We start from the raw sequence: 17,338 nt of genomic DNA, 5'->3' as shown, positions 1-17,338 counted from the left end.
CCGACGCGGCTGCAACCCTTACCCGGCAACTTACCCGCTCGTGAGTTTCATGGCTGCGCGAGGCATGCTTTCGTTCAAGCGTTGGCTAGTTGCGTCAGCAATTCCTGGTGCTGTTCCGCACGCAAACGCGGTCCATACTGACTCACTACCTGCGCTGCCGCCCGGCACGCCAGTTCGCCCGCCTCGGCAAAGCGCATTCCGCGGTTGATCCCGTACAGGAAGGCGCCGGCAAACATGTCGCCGGCACCGTTAGTGTCGATGGCATTTACCTTGGGGCTAGCTACGCGGTATTCCTGTTCGCCATCCCACAGCAGTGCACCGTCGGCACCAAGGGTGATGGCGAAGGCCTTGCAGTGCTGGCGCAGGGTTTGTGCGGCCTCCTGCAGGGAGTCGGTGGCGCAATACTGCAGCGCTTCGTCGCGGTTGCAGAACAGCAGGTCGACGCCGCCGCCGATCATTTCTTTCAGCCCGTCGTGGAACAGTTGCACCATCATGGGGTCGGATAAGCTCAGAGCGGTTTTCACGCCGCCGGACTCGGCCTGTTCGCGCAGGGCAATCGCGGCAGCGCGACCGGTGGGTGACGACACCAGATAGCCTTCGATGTAGGCCCAGCGGGACTGGGCGAGCGCATCGCTGTCGAGTTCATTGACTGACAATTCGGCGCTGATGCCGAGAAAGGTGTTCATACTGCGCTCGGCGTCGGGGGTGATCAGCACCAGGCACTTGCCGGTGGTACCTGTGGCGGCGTTGTTCAAAACCTCTGGATAGCGCACACCCGCTGCGGCCAGGTTGTTACGGTAGAAGTCGCCGTTGGCATCGTCGGCGACCTTGCAGGAATAGAAGGTATTCAGGCCGAAGTAGCTGGCGGCGATGATGGTATTGGCACCGGAGCCGCCGCAGGCGTGGCTGGCTGTGACCAAGTGGTTTTTGAGGTCGTCCACCAGCTGCTGCTGGCGGGCGTCGTCCACCAGGGTCATGACACCCTTGTCCACCCCGAGGGTTTTCAGGTCGCTGTCGGTGACTTCGATTTCCGTGTCGAGCAGGGCGGCGCCGATGCCATAGAGTTCATACTGGTGCATGGGGTCGGGAGTCCGTGGTTATGGGCTGTTGAATTTGGGAATGCGCGCATTATGGCGGCCACCCGGTCGAGTGCAAGTTTAGCGCCCGCTGAACATTGTGGGCGTTGTTGCTGGTTGCTACAGCGTTGCCACTAGTTGAGGTTGCAGCATGAGGCTGCAGCGCTGGCACGTTGTGACCCGTTGGGTTTGACTTGTGTGCGGCCGACCTTATAAATGCCGCCTATAACAGCCTATGGTGCGGCCGGGCTGCAGTTGTGTCGCGGCGAAAGTCTGCGGTGTGTATACAAGCGAGCCCAGGCGATGGGGCCGTTACCCCGGCCTAGCAAGTGCGCTGTTGCGAATTATTGTACGTTTCTGAAAAGTTTGAAGAGTTACCCAGATATCTATGCCAGCAACAAAACGTCGTACCCAGAAAAAGCGCGCTAACCGGAAGCAGGGGCGCCTGGGCCGCTGGATCAAGCGGCTGAGCTTGCTGGCCTTGCTCGGTGTATTGGTGCTGGCCGGCTATATGGTGTGGCTGGATATGCAGCTGCGCGAGCGCCTCGACAGTCGCCAGTACCAGTTGCCCGCACGCGTGTTTGCGCGGCCGCTGGTATTGAAAGAAGGCATGGTGATGCGCCCGGATGAGCTGGAGGCGGAGTTCTCTGCGCTCAACTACAAACAGGCATCCCCGGTGGACGAGCCCGGCCAGTGGCAGCGAGAGGGGATGGAATATGTGGTGTGGCGCCGCGATTTTGTCCATGCGGACAGCCGCGACCGGGAGGCCAAGGTGCGCTTCCGCCTGCGCAATGATGAGCTAACCAACCTGCGTGATGAAAACGGCGCAGCGCTGGAAGAATTTCGTCTGGATGCGGCGCCCATCGGCACCTTGCTTGGCGGGGGTGACGACCGCACGCCGGTGCGCATTACCGAAATTCCACCGCTGCTGGGCGCCACGCTGATTGCGGTGGAAGACCAGGACTTTGCCCATCACTTCGGGGTGTCCCCGCGTGGCATTGCCCGCGCCATGGTGGCCAACCTGCAGGCGGGCACCGTGGTGCAGGGCGGTTCAACCATCACCCAACAGCTGGTGAAGAATATATTCTTCGACCACAAGCCGAGTCTGTGGCGCAAATTCAACGAAGCCCTGATGGCAATCCTCATGGAGGTCCACTACGACAAGGCCTACATCCTGCAGGAGTACATCAATGAGGTGTGGCTGGGCCAACAGGGCAGCCGCGCAATCTATGGCTTTGGCCTGGCATCGGAGTTTTACTTCCACAAGCCCCTTAACCAGCTGGAGCCTCATCAAATGGCGCTGCTGGTTGGGCTCGCCAAGGGCGCTTCCTACTACAACCCCTGGCGTCATCCCAAGCGCGCGCTGGAGCGTCGCAATATCGTGCTCGACGTCATGGAAGAGCAGGGGCTGATCAGTGAGCAGGACCTGCAGCGGCTCAAGGCCAAGCCACTGGAAGTGGCAACCAAAGGCGCGGCTGCGCAGAACCCCTATCCCGCATTTACCGAGCGGCTTTTGGAAGAGTTGCGCCCCTATTACTCGGTGGAAGAGCTGCGCACTGCCGGCCTGCGGGTGTACACCACACTGGCCCCCTCGGTGCAGAAGCTGGCAGAAGACGCGATTAGCCAGGGTGCTGACAAGCTGGAAAGCGATCGCAACATCGAGGCCAAATCGTTACAGGGCGCCACGGTGATTCTCGAAAATCACAGCGGCAATGTGCTGGCGATGGTGGGCGACCGCCGTCCCCACTATCCAGGGTTTAACCGTGCTCTGGAGGCGAACCGTCAGATCGGTTCGCTGATCAAACCAGCCATCTATCTCACGGCGCTGGAGCGCCCGCACGAATTCAATCTGGCCACGTTGATTGATGATGCCCCCATTCGCGAAGTGGCGGCCGACGGTCAGGTGTGGATGCCGGCGAACTTTGATAATCGCAGCCACGGCCAGGTCCCCCTGTATGTGGCGTTGTCGCGTTCCTACAACCAGGCCACCGCCCGTCTGGGCTTGGATCTTGGCATTGAAAATGTGCGCGAAACCATTCGCCGCCTGGGTGTCGAAGCAAATCTGCCGCGGGTTCCCTCGCTGTTCCTGGGGGCGGTGGAAATGACCCCCTTTGAAGTGGCGGGTATGTACCAGACCATGGCCAATGGCGGTGAGCATGTGGAACCGCGCACCTTGCTGGCGGTGTCCGATGCGGAGGGTGATCAGGTGCAGCGCTTTCGCCCGAAAATGAACCGCGGTGTGGAAGCGGTGCCGATCTATTTGCTGCGCTATGGGCTGGAGCAGGTGATGCGCGAGGGCACCGGTAAAAGTGCCTACCGTCGCTTACCCAACAGCGTGCCCTTCGCGGGCAAGACCGGTACCACCAACAATTATCGCGATAGCTGGTTTGCCGGCTTTAGCCCCGGTGTGACGGCAGTGGTGTGGCTGGGCCGCGACGATAACGAGCGCACCGAACTCACTGGTGCAACCGGTGCCCTGACGATCTGGACCGACATCATGCGCAAGTTGCCCCATCGTCACGGACGTATTCAGGCACCTCGCGGTGTCGAGTGGAAACCGGTGAATCAGAAAGGCGAATATATGGATCCGCGTCACTGTGAGGGTGGGCGTGAAATCCCGGTGTCGGTGGAGAGCCGCCTCAAGACCGACCCGCGCTGCGAGCGTCGCGGCTGGTTCCGCAACTGGTTTGATCGCGATGATGAAAATGTCGCACCGCGGGAGGATATGAGCCCGGGCTGGGGCATTGATCCGGAGCAGCAGCGCCGCGAGCAGATGCAGGAGCAGCGCGAACGGGAACGCCAGTTGCGCGAGCAGCTGGAGCGCGAGGAGCAGCTTGGCCCGGAGCAGTATCAGCAAATTCCCCCGGATGAGGCGGAGCGTTTGCGCCGCCTCGAGGAATCCGCGCGCTTGCAGGAACAGCGCTATCAGGAAGAAGAGCGGCGTGCGCAGGAAGAGCGGCGCCGGCTGGACGAGCGCCAGCGTCGCGGCGGTGTGCCGGTAGAAGAGGCACAACCCTGGCCGCCGCAGCAGCAAGAGGATCAGTGGCCCTGACCCCGGTCTCCCAGGTGCCGCAGCCTTTGTTTATGCCTGCAGTAGCCGCGCAGCTTCTTCCGCGAAATACGTGAGCACACCATCGGCGCCGGCGCGTTTGAATGCCAGCAGCGATTCCAGAATGACTGCCTCGCGGTTCAGCCAGCCATTTGTGAACGCAGCGCAATGCATGGCGTATTCACCGCTGACCTGATAGGCAAAGGTCGGTACCTTCAGCTCGTCTTTCACCCGTCGCACCACGTCCAGATACGGCATGCCGGGCTTGACCATAATCATGTCGGCACCTTCCGCCAGATCCAGTGCGCACTCGTGCAGCGCTTCGTCAGCGTTGGCTGGGTCCATTTGGTAGCTGAATTTGTTGGCGCCCTTCAGGTTGCCGGCGGAGCCCACCGCATCGCGAAATGGCCCGTAGTAGCTGGACGCGTATTTGGCGGCGTAGGACATGATTTGTGTGTTGGCGTGGCCATCCCGTTCCAGCGCGGCGCGCACTGCGCCGATGCGCCCATCCATCATGTCGGACGGCGCCACCACATCGGCGCCGGCCTCCGCGTGGGACAGGGCCTGCTGTACCAGTACCTCCACTGTGTCGTCGTTAACGATATAACCCGCATCGTTCATCAGGCCGTCCTGGCCGTGGCTGGTAAACGGGTCCAGTGCCACATCGGTAATCACGCCCAATTCTGGCGCGGCATCCTTGAGTGCGCGCACCGCGCGCTGGGCCAGCCCGTCTTTGTCGTAGGCGGCACGCGCGTCGTCGGACTTGGCTGACGGGTCCACCACCGGGAACAGTGCCACCGCCGGGATACCGAGCTGCACCAATTGTTTGGCCTTGGCGGTGAGCAGGTCAACACTCAGCCGTTCCACGCCGGGCATGGAGGCCACTTGCTGGGTCTCGCCGCGGCCTTCGATCACAAACAGTGGCAGGATCAGGTCGTCACTGCTCAGGCGGTTCTCCCGCACCAGGCGGCGGGAAAACTCGCTGGCGCGCAGACGGCGCGGGCGGCTGTGCGGGTAGGGTCCGCGGTGGGAGGTGAAGCTCATGGCAGCTCTCGCTTATTTCAGTTTGGCGAAGACGTTTTTCGCCGCGTCGATAGTGGCTTCGATATCTTCGTCGGAGTGCGCCGCGGACATAAAGCCGGCTTCATAGGAGGCCGGGGCCAGGTATACGCCTTCTTCCAGCATGCCGTGGAAGAAGCGGTTGAAGCGGTCGGTGTCGCACGCCATAACCTGCTGGTAGTTGCTAACCTGCTCGGCGTCGGTGAAGAAAAAGCCGAACATGCTGCCGACTTTATTGGCGGTCAGCGGAATGTCCGCCGCCTTGGCTGCATCCAGCACGCCTTCCACCAGGCGGTCGGTCTTGGCCGTCAGTTCGTCGTAGAGACCCGGCTCTTGAATCAGCTGCAGGGTTTCCAGTCCCGCCACCATCGCCATCGGGTTACCGGACAGGGTGCCGGCCTGGTAGATAGGCCCCAGTGGTGCAATCTGTTCCATGATCTCGCGCTTGCCGCCGAAGGCGCCGACCGGCATGCCGCCGCCAATGACTTTGCCCAGTGTGGTGATGTCGGCATCGATACCGAAGTGCCCCTGGGCGCCAGTCAGGCTAACCCGGAAACCGGTCATTACCTCGTCGAGAATCAGCACCGCACCGGACTGGTCACACACTTCGCGCAGGGTCTCGAGAAAGCCGGGAATGGGCGGGATACAGTTCATGTTACCCGCTACCGGCTCTACGATAATGCAGGCGATCTGATCGCCAATTTCGGCGAAGCATTGTTTCACGCCTTCAATATCGTTGTAGGTGAGGGTGATGGTGTGGTCGGCCAGCGATGCGGGGACACCCGGGGAGGATGGTACGCCCATGGTCAGTGCGCCGGACCCGGCTTTTACCAGCAGGGAATCGGAATGGCCGTGGTAGCAGCCTTCGAATTTCACGATCTTGTCGCGGCCGGTGTAACCACGGGCCAGGCGGATGGCGCTCATGGTGGCTTCGGTACCGGAGTTTACGAAACGCACCAGGTCCATGTTCGGCCACACGCGGCACAGCTCTTCCGCCAGCTCGGTTTCGAGCTCGGTCGGTGCACCAAAGCTCAGGCCGGACTGGGCCTGCTCGACCACTGCGTCGATGACGTCCGGGTGGGCGTGACCCAGCACCATCGGGCCCCAGGACTGCACATAGTCGATGTAGCGCTTCTCATCCGCGTCATACAGATAGGCACCTTCGGCACGCTCGATAAACACCGGGGTGCCGCCCACTGCGCGGAAGGCGCGCACCGGCGAGTTAACGCCGCCGGGGATGACTTTCTGGGCTTCGGCAAAGAGAGTTTCAGACTTGCTCATAGAAATACGGATACCGGGTATAGAACGGTGACAGGGACACCGTGATGAAAATTTGCGCGTATTATCCGCGCCACAGGCCCGCTCCGCAAACCGCGGAGCACTGTGGCAGCGCAATGAAGGCAAGAAAGGAGGGTGGCGTGCTGGTCAGTCTTTGCAGGCCCAGAACAGCCGGTTGGGTACCGGTCGTCCCATACCGAGACGCCGGCTGTCGGCGATGGCGCTCCAGGTAAACTGCTGGCTGCGATTGACCGCTTCCAGCATGTTTAGGCCGTGCGCGATATGACAGGCGATCGCCGTGGTCAGGGTCCCGCAGACCCCATAGGCCGCCGGTTGCAGTCGTTTCCAGTGGAATTCACGAATCAGGCCGCGTGCATCGTAGAGGCGATTTTCCAGCTGCTGGTCTTCCGCCGGTACCCCGGTAAGCAGCAGGTAGCGGCAGCCACTTTCCAGTAGCTCCTGTGCTTGGGCGTCGTAGACGTCGGCTTCGCCCGCCATGGCCCGGGCTTCGCGTCGATTGGGGGCAACCAGCGTGGCGAGCGGCAGTAGCAGGTCGCACATGGCGCGCCACAGGGGCGGCGCCAGCAGACTTTCCTTGTCGGCAAGGGTAGCGTCGGGATCGATGATCAGCGGGATATCCGGGTAGTCGCGCAGCACGCTGTGCATGGCGTGCACATTCTCTACCGAGCCAAGATAGCCGATCTTGATCGCCGCCACCGGCATGTCCTCGAGCACCGCCCGGGCTTGCTCCACCAGCAGGCTGTCGTCCACCGGCGCCACCCCGGCGAGCGCACTGGTGTCCCCCACGGTAATCGCCGAGACCACCGAGGCGCAGTGGCACCCCAGGCTTGCGGCCGTTTCCGTATCCGCCGCAATACCGGCGCTGCCGCTGGGGTCGTGGTGGGTGACGGTGAGGACGACTGGCTGTTGCGTATCCATGGCGTTTGGGAATCTTTGGCAGGTATCCTAATTCTAGCTGCGTCACTGGTAGTGACGGTGCCGCGAGGAGGGCTCACGCGCCCCTGTGCGGGGCGCGTGCCGTCTTAAAACGGTTTCACCACCGCCAGAATCACGATCGCGATCAGTGCCAGCACCGGCAATTCATTGAAAATGCGAAAAAAGCGCCCGCTCTTGGTGATGTTGTCGGCGGCAAACTTCTTCACGTAGCTGCCACAGATATGGTGATAGCCGATTAGCAGCACGACCAGGGTGAGTTTGGCGTGCAGCCAGCCGGCGGACTTGTAGTACTCAGGGTTGTAGGTAATCAGCCAGATGCCAAAAATCAGTGTCGCCAGCATGGAAGGAATGGCGATGCCCCGGTACAGGCGACGCTCCATGATCTTGAAGCGGTCCTTGCTCAGCGCATCGGTCGCGTCGACGTGGTACACAAACAGTCGCGGCAGGTAAAACAGAGCGGCAAACCAGCACACCATGGCAATAATATGAAAGGCTTTGACCCACAGCATTGAGGCTCCTTACCCGGCAGGGTTTGTTGTTGTCGTTTTGGTGTTTTGTCGGTCAGTGTCCTATGGCGAGGCTCACTGGCGGTAATAATGTTCTATATGCTCGGGCAAGATAATACCCGCCACATCACAGTTGCGTACACCCGGACTGCCCTGATCGTAATCCCGGCCGATGTACAACGCCCCGACATCCCGCCGCTCCAGGGTCTGCTGAGCTTCCAGTAGCGTTGCCCGCCAGCTCAGCGGCGCCATTTCCAGGCGTTCGCCGGGTAGACGTAACAGGTCGATTTTTTCTTCTGCTGCGGGCTTGTGCTCGTTGTCTTGCGGGTCCTTTGGCGGGTTCTGCGGGCGCTGGAGGAAATGAGCCAGGTCTGCGGTACGCAGTGCTACCGCACTGTCTTCGGTGTCCACCAGCAGCCAGGCGGGTTTCTGGTCGATCAGCCGTTGCGCCTGTGTCGGGTCCAGCAGTTGTGGCGCTACCGCGATGGCCCGCTCCATTGCCCCCGCCACCCCAACGCGGCTCAGCATCTGTGCGCGCCAGCTGGGGGTGCCGCTTTTGCCGAGGGCGCGCAGCGACTCCTGATAAATCCCATCGGTAGAAAACAGCTGCCGGCTTACCAGGCAGGCAACCACAATGGTCAGCATGGCGGGGAATAACACGTTGGCGTTATAGGTCAGCTCGAGGATGGTCAGCAATGCCGCCAGTGGTGCGTTCAGCATGGCCGCCATCATTGCGGCCATACCGACCATTGCGTACAAGCCGGGGCTGGCCGTGGCCTCGCCGAGCAGAATATTGGCCAGATGGCCGGCGCCGCCACCGATGCAGGCGCCGAGAATCAGGCTGGGTCCGATAACCCCACCGGGGATGCCGAGCCCGATTGCCAGCGATGTAGCGGTGAGCTTGGCCAGTACGATGATCGAAAGTGCAACCACGCCGATCTGCCCAAGCATGGCCAGCTCCATGGTGTCGTACCCGGTGCCGAGCACTTCCGGAATCCAGATGGCAATTAGCCCGGTCGCCACGCCGGCGATGGTGAAACGCAGCAGGGGCGAGTACTTCTGCTGCAGCGGCACCAGTTTGCGCTGACTGATAATAAACAGCGAGGCGAGCGCCCCGATCGCCAGTGCGCATGCGAACAGGATGGGGAGCTCTGCCAGCGACTGCAGTTGCGAGGGCGGCACGTTGAACATGGTGTGGTGCCCAAACGCCAGGCGGGTGGCCGCACTGCCGCTCACCGCGGCGATCATCACCGGCAGGAAACCCGCCACGGTGTATTCCAGCATCACCACTTCCATGGCGAAAATCACCCCGGCCAGAGGGGTGTTAAATGACGCGGCGATCGCCGCAGCCACACCACACGCCAGTAGGGTACGCCGGGCATTATTGGGCAGGCGCAGGCGCTGTGCGACCCAGCTGCCGGTCGCGGCACCCAGGTGAACGGAAGGGCCCTCGCGACCGATGGACTGGCCACTGAGCAGCGCCAGGGCGCCGCCAAAAAACTGCAAGATGGCATTCTTGGCGGGCATCTTGCCCTGGTGGTTGTGCAGCCGGTCCAGCACGTGAACCACGCCAACCGGGCGCCCGGAGGGTGCGATCCAGTGGAATATCAGCCCCAGCAGCATCGCGCCGACCACGGGCAGCATGAAACGCCACTCCGGCGAGAGTGACTCGAAGTCCTCCAGCTTGGGCAGGTACAGGATGGCTGGGCCTTCGCTGAGCTGGCGGAACGCGATAATCACCAGTCCGGCGCAAATGCCGATGACCAGTGCCAGTAGCACCAGCGTTGACAGGGCTTGCTGTGCGGAGAGTTCGAGCTGCAGGCGATCGAAAAACTGTGGCCGGCGCAGGCGAGAAATTGCGGCGGCATAGCGGGATTGGGGCTTCGACTGCGTTCTGCGCCGCACGGTTAATCCTTTAATCTGAGTGGCTTATGGTAGAGTGCACGGCTCATTATACAGGGGACGTGGCCCGCCAGTAGGGCGCCCCGCAAAGGACAGTGACTAGCAGGCAGTAAAAAGGAGCGAGATTGTGAGTGTCATCAAAGCGGCCATCGTGGGTGGAACAGGTTATACCGGCGTGGAGTTACTGCGCCTGTTGGCTGGCCACAGCGGCGTGGAGGTCAGTGCGATCACCTCCCGTGCCGAGGCGGGCACTGCGGTGGCGGAACTCTTTCCCAGTTTGCGGGGTCACTACGATCTGAAATTTACCGCGCCAGATGTGGATGCCCTGGCCGCGTGTGATGTGGTGTTTTTCGCCACGCCGCACGGTGTCGCCCAGGCGCAGGTGCCGGCGCTGATTGCACGGGGCGTGCGGGTGATCGACCTGTCCGCGGATTTCCGCATACAGGACATTGCCACCTGGGAAAGCTGGTACGGCCAGCCGCACGGCTGTCCGGAGCTGGTGCCGCAGGCGGTGTACGGCCTGCCCGAAGTCAATCGGGATCAAATTGCCGGCGCCCAGCTGATTGCGTGCCCGGGCTGCTACCCGACCGCGGTGCAGCTGGGTTTGCTGCCGCTGCTGGAGGCCGGGCTGGTCGAGTCCACCGGGCTTATCGCCAACGCCGCCAGTGGCGCCAGTGGTGCCGGTCGTCAGGGCAAGACCGACCTGCTGTTTGCGGAGAACAACGACACCTTCCGTGCTTATGCGGCCGGTGGGCATCGTCACCTGCCAGAGATCGAGCAGGGCCTTGACCGCGCTAATGGTGGCCCGGTAGAACTGACGTTTGTGCCACACCTGTTGCCCATGGTGCGCGGCATCCATGCGACCCTGTACGCCAAGCTGAAGGACCCCAGTGCGGCAGCCAGTGCCCAGGAGGCGCTGCAGCAGCAGTTCGAGCAGCGCTATGCAGCGGAGCCCTTCGTGGATGTTATGCCGGCTGGCAGCCATCCACAGACCCGCAGCGTGAAGGGCACCAATATGTGCCGGCTGTCGGTAATGCGCCCGCAGGACCGCGATACGGTGGTGGTGCTATCGGCCATCGATAACCTGGCCAAGGGCGCGTCTGCGCAGGCGATTCAGAACATGAACATCATGTTTGGCTTAAATGAGAACCAGGGGCTAGAGAGCCCGGCACTGCTGCCTTAGAATCGGCAGCAGTGGCACAATAGAAAAATACACGACACGGCGACAACACGAATCAATCCAATGGCGCGCAAAGTTAAAGGCAGCAAACAGTACCGAATGAAAGTGGTGCCCCATCGGCCCATCCTGCACGGGGTATTTTCCGCCCTGGGGGTGAGCTTGCTGGTGCTGTCCACGAGTGCCGGTGCCTTTTTCGCTGGCCAGTATCAGATCAGCAAGAGCCTGGATGAGAAGTCTCGTGCCCACGCCCGTGCGCTGGATGAGGTGGACCGCCTGCGTGCGCAGATCGAAACCCTGCGTATCCGCGCCACCACCGCCGAGCAGTCGGTGACCATTGGCGAACAGGCCAGTGAGTCCGTGCGTTCCGAGCTGGTTACCAAGGACAGCCAGATCGCTGAGCTGCGCCAGGAGATTGCATTCTATCGCGGCATTATGGCGCCTGCCGAAGGCAGTGAAGGTGTCTCCATTGGCCGTTTCAGTATTTCTGAGGCAGGCGATCGCCGCTATCAATACAAACTCCTGGTTCAGCAGTCTGCCGCCCGTCACCAGGTGGTGACCGGGGCCGTGCGCTTTACTATTGTTGGACAGACGGATGGCGAGGCCCGCCGCTATGCACTGGCGGACCTGTCCCAGCAGGTGGAAAGCGAGTCGATTCCGCTGCGATTCAAGTATTTTCAGAATATCGAGGGAGAGCTGCAGTTGCCGGAGGGCTTCGTGCCGGAAGGTGTCGAACTGTCGCTCAAATCCAGTAAGCGCAAAGGATTCAATATTGATCAGCGCTATGGCTGGCTGGTGCAGCAGAGCTGATTTGCTGAGTGCGCACATGGCGCGTTTGGAGCGACCAGACTCCATCCAATTCATGAGGTTCGGTTGAATTATGTTGAAAAAGAAAGAGAAAACTATGGCTAGCACTGGCGGCAACAGCACAACCCTGATTGCGAAACACACCGAAGTAACCGGCGACCTGCATTTTCGCGGCAACCTGGTGGTTGAAGGTACCGTAAAGGGGAATATCAGCGCCCACAGTGACAGCGATGCGCGCCTGCAAGTGGTTGACGGTGGCACCATCGAAGGCGAAATCCGTGTGCCCAATGTCGTGGTAAACGGCAATGTGAAAGGCGATGTGCACGCCAGCGGCCACCTTGAGCTGGCCTCGAAGGCGATGGTTGAAGGCAATGTGCACTACAAGCTGATCGAGATGGTAAAAGGCGCCCAGGTCAATGGCTCGCTGGTATCCAATGTGGATATGGATAGCGCCAGCGAACCGCGTATGCTCGGCTTTAACGCTGACGAAGCAGTCACTGACGCGGACTAAGCTGCCAACTGGCTGGTGAAGCCCGGCAATTGGGGTAATACTTGACCCATTTGCTGGGTTTTATTCATAATGCGCCCAGTCAGAGCGCCCACATAGGGTTGGAGCTGCAAACTGTGTCGAGTGAATTCTATGTCTGAAGCTGTTTCCTTTTCTCCCGAACCGATCCAGGTGACCGAACAGGCCGTTGCCAAGGTGAAGGGGTTGCTGGAAGAGGAGGGCAACCCGGAGCTGAAACTGCGGGTTTTCGTTACCGGTGGTGGCTGCTCAGGATTCCAGTACGGATTTACCTTTGATGAGCTGGTGGCCGAAGACGACGCGGTAGTGGAAAAAGATGGTATTCAGGTGTTGGTGGATGCCATGAGCTATCCGTACCTGGTTGGTGCCAGTGTGGACTACGAAGAGGGGCTGTCTGGCTCGCGCTTTGTGGTACAGAACCCGAACGCATCCTCCACCTGTGGCTGCGGCTCGTCCTTTTCAATCTGATCGCGGATTCGCGTTTCAGCTTCTTTCCCGCCAATCAGGCGGGAAAGATTCCCCCTAGTACCGTTTCCTTGGATGCTCCGGTCACTGCCGGGCAGTTGCCGTTCAGTCCCAGAATGGTCTGGCGTGCGAGCCATGCAAAACCGGCGCCCTCCACCCAGTCTGCATCGATTCCATAATGATCCGTGGGCGCAACCGTCCAGGTCGGCAGGCGCCTGCGCAGGCGCTCCATCAGGTCGCCGTTGCGCGCGCCACCTCCACATACCAGCAGCTCACCGCCGCGGGCAAATTCGTGCACGCCATTGGCGATGGTTGCCGCGGTGACCTCGGCCAGGGTCGCCTGCACATCCACCGGGGTTAGTTCGAGCCCGGCACAGGCCATCTCGAGCCAGTTGGGGTTGAAGGCCTCGCGTCCAGTGCTTTTGGGGGCCGGCGCGGCAAAGAAGGGGTCGTTCAGCAATCGATTAAGCAGTTCCGGGTGTGGGTTGCCGGTAGCGCCCCAGGCGCCGTCAGCGTCGTACGCGGTGTCGCGATGTAGTTTGACCCAGTAATCCAGCAGCGCGTTACCCGGGCCGGTATCGTAGCCGCGCACGTCCCCATTCGCGGCCAGCTCGGTGATGTTCGCCATGCCGCCAATGTTCACCACAGCGCGGTCGCGGTCGGCGCGGAATACCGCGTTATGGAACGCCGGCATCAGTGGCGCTCCCTGGCCGCCGAGAGCCATATCCCGGCGACGGAAATCGGCCACCGTGGTGATACCGGTCTCCGCCGCGATGGTATTGGGGTCGCCGAGCTGCAGGGAAAATGGGGTCGATACAGAGCCGGGCGGGCGGTGGCGCACGGTTTGCCCATGGCTGCCAATCGCGCGCACCTGCTGTGGCTGGACGCCGGCTTCGCGCAGTACCGCGAGGGTCGCAGCGGCAAATTCCTGCCCCAGTTGGCGGTCCAGCTGTCCGGAGCGGTCCAGCTCGGAGGGGCCGGGCGCGCACAGGGCGAGGATGGCTTCGCGCATTTCCGAGGAAATGTGGTGACCGATCGCTGCGCGGGTTTTGCAGTGTAGTTGGCTGCCAGAGGCGCCGGCTGATTCAGAAAATTCGACCAGCACCGCGTCGATACTGTCGACGCTGGTGCCAGACATCAGGCCAATGTAGAGGTCCGTCATTCAGTTTACGGAGTCCTTCTCTTCGTTATTTTGTGCGAGTGCGGGCTGTTCAAACCGTTGCAGCTGGGCCAGCAGTGGCTGGGTCTGGGCTAGGAAACGATCCATTTCAGAGCTCGCCACGGCCTTGGCCTTGGGGAGCTTGCGGACAATGGTCGCTGGGTTGCGGTGACGGCCGTCGACCAGGAACTCATAGTGCAGGTGCGGGCCAGTGGCGTAACCGGTAGAGCCTACGGTGCCGATGACCTGGCGCTGCTTGACCCGCTGGCCGCGCTTTACGTGGCGCTTGTGCAGGTGCAGGTAGCGAGTGAGGTAGCGCTCGCCATGCTGGATAAATACGTAGTTGCCGTTGGCCTTGGTGTAGCCGGCCTTGACCACGCGGCCGTCACCCGCGGAATACACTGGCGTGCCTCGCGGCGCGGCGTAATCGGTGCCGTTGTGCGGGCGGCGGGTCTTGAAGATCGGGTGCAGGCGGCGCGGGTTGAAATGGGAGCTGATGCGGCCGATATCTACCGGCGTACGAATGAACGCCTTGCGCATGCTCTTGCCATCTGGCGTGTAGTAATTCACGTCGCCATTGCGATCTATGTAGCGGACTGCGCTGAAGGTTTTTCCCTGGTTAGTAAAGGACACTGCCTGAATCGCGCCGTTGCCAATCTTCTCACCATCGATGAACTCTTCATCGAAAACCACGCTGAATTTGTCGCCCTTGCGAATATCCAGTGCGAAATCGATGTCCGAGCCGAAGATGTCGGCCATCTCCATGATCAGGTTATTGCTCAGGCCCGCCTTGCTGCCGTCCACAAACAGGGAGCTGTTGATTTCCGCCTGGCGGAACGCGGTGTAGCGCTCCGCTTCCCGTGTGTGCAGGGCGTATTTGTACTGGTCGGAGCTATCGCGGCTGAATTCCACCTTGCTGAGGCGGTCGCGATGCAGTTCTAGGGTTTGCAGGCTCCCCTCGCCGTCAATCTGGAAGGTAAGCTCCTCCCCCGGCACCAGTTTGGCCAGTTGTTTCGCTTCTTTACCGCTGGACAGCAACTGGTACATCTCCGCGCTGCTGACACCGGCGCGCTGGAACAGGTCGGACAGGGTATCCCCGTTGCGCACGGTCTCCTGGACCACGCGTAAACCTTCCATAACGCTGGTGCTTTCCACCGCCGCAGTCTCGTGCTCTGGCGCCAGTCCTTGAGGCGCCTCTTCCGCGTGGCTCAGGGTCACCGGCAGCGCGGTTCGCTTCGCCTCGACTTCCGGCGGCGAAATAAACAGGACTAAGGCCAGGGCGAAACTCGCCGCACCGGCAGCAACGGCGTGAGTGCGCGGGAAGTGTTTGCCCATAGCGCCGATCAGGCGCTCGTTTTTGCGTCGATTTTGCATGGTTCTATATAGAAGTAGCGCTGACAGTGGTATTTGTTGGGTTCGGGTCAGACGTGAAGCGTTGCGCCGCAGGTCTGTGATCGTCTAAAAAACGAACACCAGGGCGACTTTATAACAAAATTTACGCCGTCGTTCACGGGGTAATTGACCTGTCTGACCAAGATTCAGTTCCTCAATAGGGTTGTGAAAGGCGTTCGCACGGTAGTGGGGGCCAGCATTGTGCTGCGCCGGGCGCGCCCTTGTCACATAACCCCCTCAAGCTTGTATTTACCGCAGGATTCGGTACATTTGCAGCCCAATTTTTGGCCGTCAAAACACGCTTTGGTGGCTTCTCAGACATCTGATTTTACCGCAAGGGGATACCATGGCCGGAGTGGACGCGACACTACTGGAAGATCTCACGCGCCGCGGGCTGGTCAACCAGGCCACCGGTGACGGCGAACTCGAACTGCATCTGGCAGAGCAGAGTCGCACGCTATATTGTGGTTTCGATCCCACCGCGGATTCCCTTCATATAGGCAGTTTAGTCCCGCTGCTGACCCTCAAGAGGTTTCAGGCGGCAGGTCACCGGCCGATCGCACTGGTTGGCGGCGCAACCGGCCTGATTGGCGATCCTTCCTTTAAAGCGCAGGAACGCTCGCTGAATACCCCAGACGTGGTTTCCAGCTGGGTCGAGAAAATCAAAGCCCAGGTGAGCGCCTTCGTCGATTTCGAATCCGGCGACAATGCCGCGCTGGTCGCTAACAACCTGGACTGGACCAAAGACCTGAATGTGCTCGACTTCTTGCGCGATGTCGGCAAGCACTTCTCAGTGAACAATATGGTGAACAAAGAATCCGTGAAGCAGCGGATTCAGCGCGAAGGTGAAGGCATCTCCTTTACCGAGTTTGCCTATATCCTGCTCCAGTCCATGGATTTCTCCGAGCTGTACAAGCGCCACGAATGCACCCTGCAAATCGGCGGCTCGGACCAGTGGGGCAATATTACCGGTGGCGTCGATCTCACTCGTCGCCAGCACCGCGGCAAAGTATTTGGTCTGACTCTGCCGTTGGTAACCAAGGCCGATGGCACCAAGTTCGGCAAGACCGAGAGTGGCACCATCTGGCTCGATCCGGCGCGCACCTCGCCCTATGCCTTTTATCAGTTCTGGCTGAATACCGCTGACGCGGATGTGTACAAGTTCCTGAAGTACTTCACCTTCCTGAGTGTCGATGCCATTGATGCTCTGGAGAAAGAAGATACTGAGCGCGCCGGCCGCCCGGAAGCGCAGGGAGTGCTCGCCAAAGAGGTGACTCGCCTGGTGCATGGTGAAGAGGGGCTGGCGGCAGCCGAGCGCATTTCTCAGGCGCTGTTCTCTGGTGGTATCGAAGATCTCTCTGAAGGTGATCTGGAGCAGCTGCGTCTCGACGGTCTGCCCAGTTCCGAGCTGCCCGCCGATTTCGGCGAGCAAAGCCTGATTCAATTGCTGGTGGATGCGGGCATGGCAGCTTCTGGTAAGCCGGTGAAGGATGCGCTGGGTCGCAGTGCCGTGTTGGTAAATGGTGCAGGCGTGGGCATGGACAGTAATGGCAGCCCGACGTCTGTGTTTGTTACCGAGCGCGCTCTGCACAACAAGTACTTTATTGTTCGCCTGGGCAAGAAGAAGTATCACCTGTTTTATCGTGCGAATTGATCGCTAATTGAGCGGAAAATGCCGGGAAAAATCTTTTTTGCAGTTTTGTCATAAAAGTACTTGCGCACCCCCCGGCAGATTCGTATAGTTCGCGCCCTCGCTGCTGCAGCGGCAACGCAAAGCGCGGCGGGGAAGCTAAGTAAGCTTTTGATTTTCAAAGATTTTTCTTCGAAAACATTTTTAAAAAAGCCTTGCTTCAGCGGATCGGATGTGTAGAATACGCGTCCCACAGTGATGGCCCAGCGCTGCACTGAGTTGTTTAAAAATTCGATCAAGCAATATGTGTGGGTGCTTGCGGAGCGACGGATCGATACAGATGGTTTCGGCCATC

At 60.6% G+C, this 17,338-nt stretch carries 15 protein-coding genes; 6 read left to right on the top strand and 9 right to left on the bottom strand.

Going from position 1 to position 17,338, the window contains the following annotated elements; genetic code table 11:
- Positions 1–74 precede the first annotated feature (74 nt).
- Positions 75–1,079 (bottom strand): adenosine kinase, encoded by a 1,005-nt coding sequence (locus AS89_RS0109350; RefSeq protein WP_010132292.1) that lies wholly within the window; start codon positions 1,077–1,079, stop codon positions 75–77.
- A gap of 385 nt (positions 1,080–1,464) precedes the next feature.
- Here AS89_RS0109350 and mrcB point away from each other — a divergent pair, with 385 nt between their 5' ends.
- Entirely contained in the window at positions 1,465–4,128 is a 2,664-nt protein-coding gene (gene mrcB, locus AS89_RS0109345; protein WP_010132291.1) for a penicillin-binding protein 1B, read from the top strand.
- A 30-nt stretch (positions 4,129–4,158) separates the two neighbouring features.
- On the opposite strand, the gene hemB is transcribed toward mrcB, so the two are convergent.
- From hemB to AS89_RS0109320, 5 genes are all read right to left on the bottom strand, one after another.
- Entirely contained in the window at positions 4,159–5,169 is a 1,011-nt protein-coding gene (gene hemB, locus AS89_RS0109340) for a porphobilinogen synthase (RefSeq protein WP_010132290.1), read from the bottom strand.
- A 12-nt stretch (positions 5,170–5,181) separates the two neighbouring features.
- Positions 5,182–6,465: a glutamate-1-semialdehyde 2,1-aminomutase gene (gene hemL / locus AS89_RS0109335; protein ID WP_010132289.1), complete on the bottom strand. Its 1,284-nt coding sequence runs from the start codon at positions 6,463–6,465 to the stop codon at positions 5,182–5,184.
- Positions 6,466–6,609: 144 nt separating this feature from the next.
- A complete protein-coding gene (thiD, locus tag AS89_RS0109330) occupies positions 6,610–7,401 on the bottom strand; it encodes a bifunctional hydroxymethylpyrimidine kinase/phosphomethylpyrimidine kinase (protein ID WP_010132288.1) in 792 nt (263 codons plus the stop codon).
- A 104-nt stretch (positions 7,402–7,505) separates the two neighbouring features.
- Complete coding sequence (gene hemJ / locus AS89_RS0109325) at positions 7,506–7,928, bottom strand: protoporphyrinogen oxidase HemJ (protein ID WP_010132287.1); 423 nt, start codon at positions 7,926–7,928, stop codon at positions 7,506–7,508.
- Between the two features lie 72 nt (positions 7,929–8,000).
- The gene (locus AS89_RS0109320) at positions 8,001–9,830 is read right to left on the bottom strand and encodes a chloride channel protein (protein ID WP_010132286.1); all 1,830 of its coding nucleotides are present in this window, start codon (positions 9,828–9,830) and stop codon (positions 8,001–8,003) included.
- Between the two features lie 124 nt (positions 9,831–9,954).
- Here AS89_RS0109320 and argC point away from each other — a divergent pair, with 124 nt between their 5' ends.
- The 4 genes from argC (at position 9,955) to erpA (ending at position 12,805) form a co-directional block, all read left to right on the top strand.
- Entirely contained in the window at positions 9,955–11,010 is a 1,056-nt protein-coding gene (gene argC, locus AS89_RS0109315) for an N-acetyl-gamma-glutamyl-phosphate reductase (protein ID WP_010132285.1), read from the top strand.
- Positions 11,011–11,070: 60 nt separating this feature from the next.
- Entirely contained in the window at positions 11,071–11,814 is a 744-nt protein-coding gene (locus AS89_RS0109310) for a DUF6776 family protein (RefSeq protein ID WP_010132283.1), read from the top strand.
- Between the two features lie 94 nt (positions 11,815–11,908).
- The gene (locus tag AS89_RS0109305) at positions 11,909–12,322 is read left to right on the top strand and encodes a bactofilin family protein (RefSeq protein WP_100169327.1); all 414 of its coding nucleotides are present in this window, start codon (positions 11,909–11,911) and stop codon (positions 12,320–12,322) included.
- Positions 12,323–12,451: 129 nt separating this feature from the next.
- Positions 12,452–12,805, top strand: coding sequence for an iron-sulfur cluster insertion protein ErpA (gene erpA, locus AS89_RS0109300; protein ID WP_010132281.1), 354 nt, complete (start codon positions 12,452–12,454; stop codon positions 12,803–12,805).
- Between the two features lie 34 nt (positions 12,806–12,839).
- Here the strand turns inward: erpA and AS89_RS0109295 are convergent, their stop codons facing one another.
- The gene (locus tag AS89_RS0109295) at positions 12,840–13,964 is read right to left on the bottom strand and encodes an anhydro-N-acetylmuramic acid kinase (protein WP_010132280.1); all 1,125 of its coding nucleotides are present in this window, start codon (positions 13,962–13,964) and stop codon (positions 12,840–12,842) included.
- Positions 13,965–15,335 carry a peptidoglycan DD-metalloendopeptidase family protein gene (locus AS89_RS0109290; protein WP_010132279.1) on the bottom strand — a complete coding sequence of 457 codons (1,371 nt, stop codon included), beginning with the start codon at positions 15,333–15,335 and terminating at the stop codon, positions 13,965–13,967.
- Positions 15,336–15,699: 364 nt separating this feature from the next.
- On the opposite strand from AS89_RS0109290, the gene tyrS reads away from it, so the two are divergent.
- A complete protein-coding gene (gene tyrS, locus AS89_RS0109285; protein ID WP_010132278.1) occupies positions 15,700–17,007 on the top strand; it encodes a tyrosine--tRNA ligase in 1,308 nt (435 codons plus the stop codon).
- Here tyrS and AS89_RS18665 read toward each other — a convergent pair.
- Positions 16,992–17,338, bottom strand: a 347-nt coding sequence (locus AS89_RS18665; protein ID WP_237709663.1) for a hypothetical protein, incomplete at its 5' end; no start/stop codon positions are given. The two genes, tyrS and AS89_RS18665, sit on opposite strands and share 16 nt — an antisense overlap.

Origin of the sequence: Microbulbifer agarilyticus S89, from assembly GCF_000220505.1 — a bacterium.
GTDB classification, from domain to species: domain Bacteria; phylum Pseudomonadota; class Gammaproteobacteria; order Pseudomonadales; family Cellvibrionaceae; genus Microbulbifer; species Microbulbifer agarilyticus_B.
This window is presented reverse-complemented; position numbering and strand designations above follow the sequence as displayed.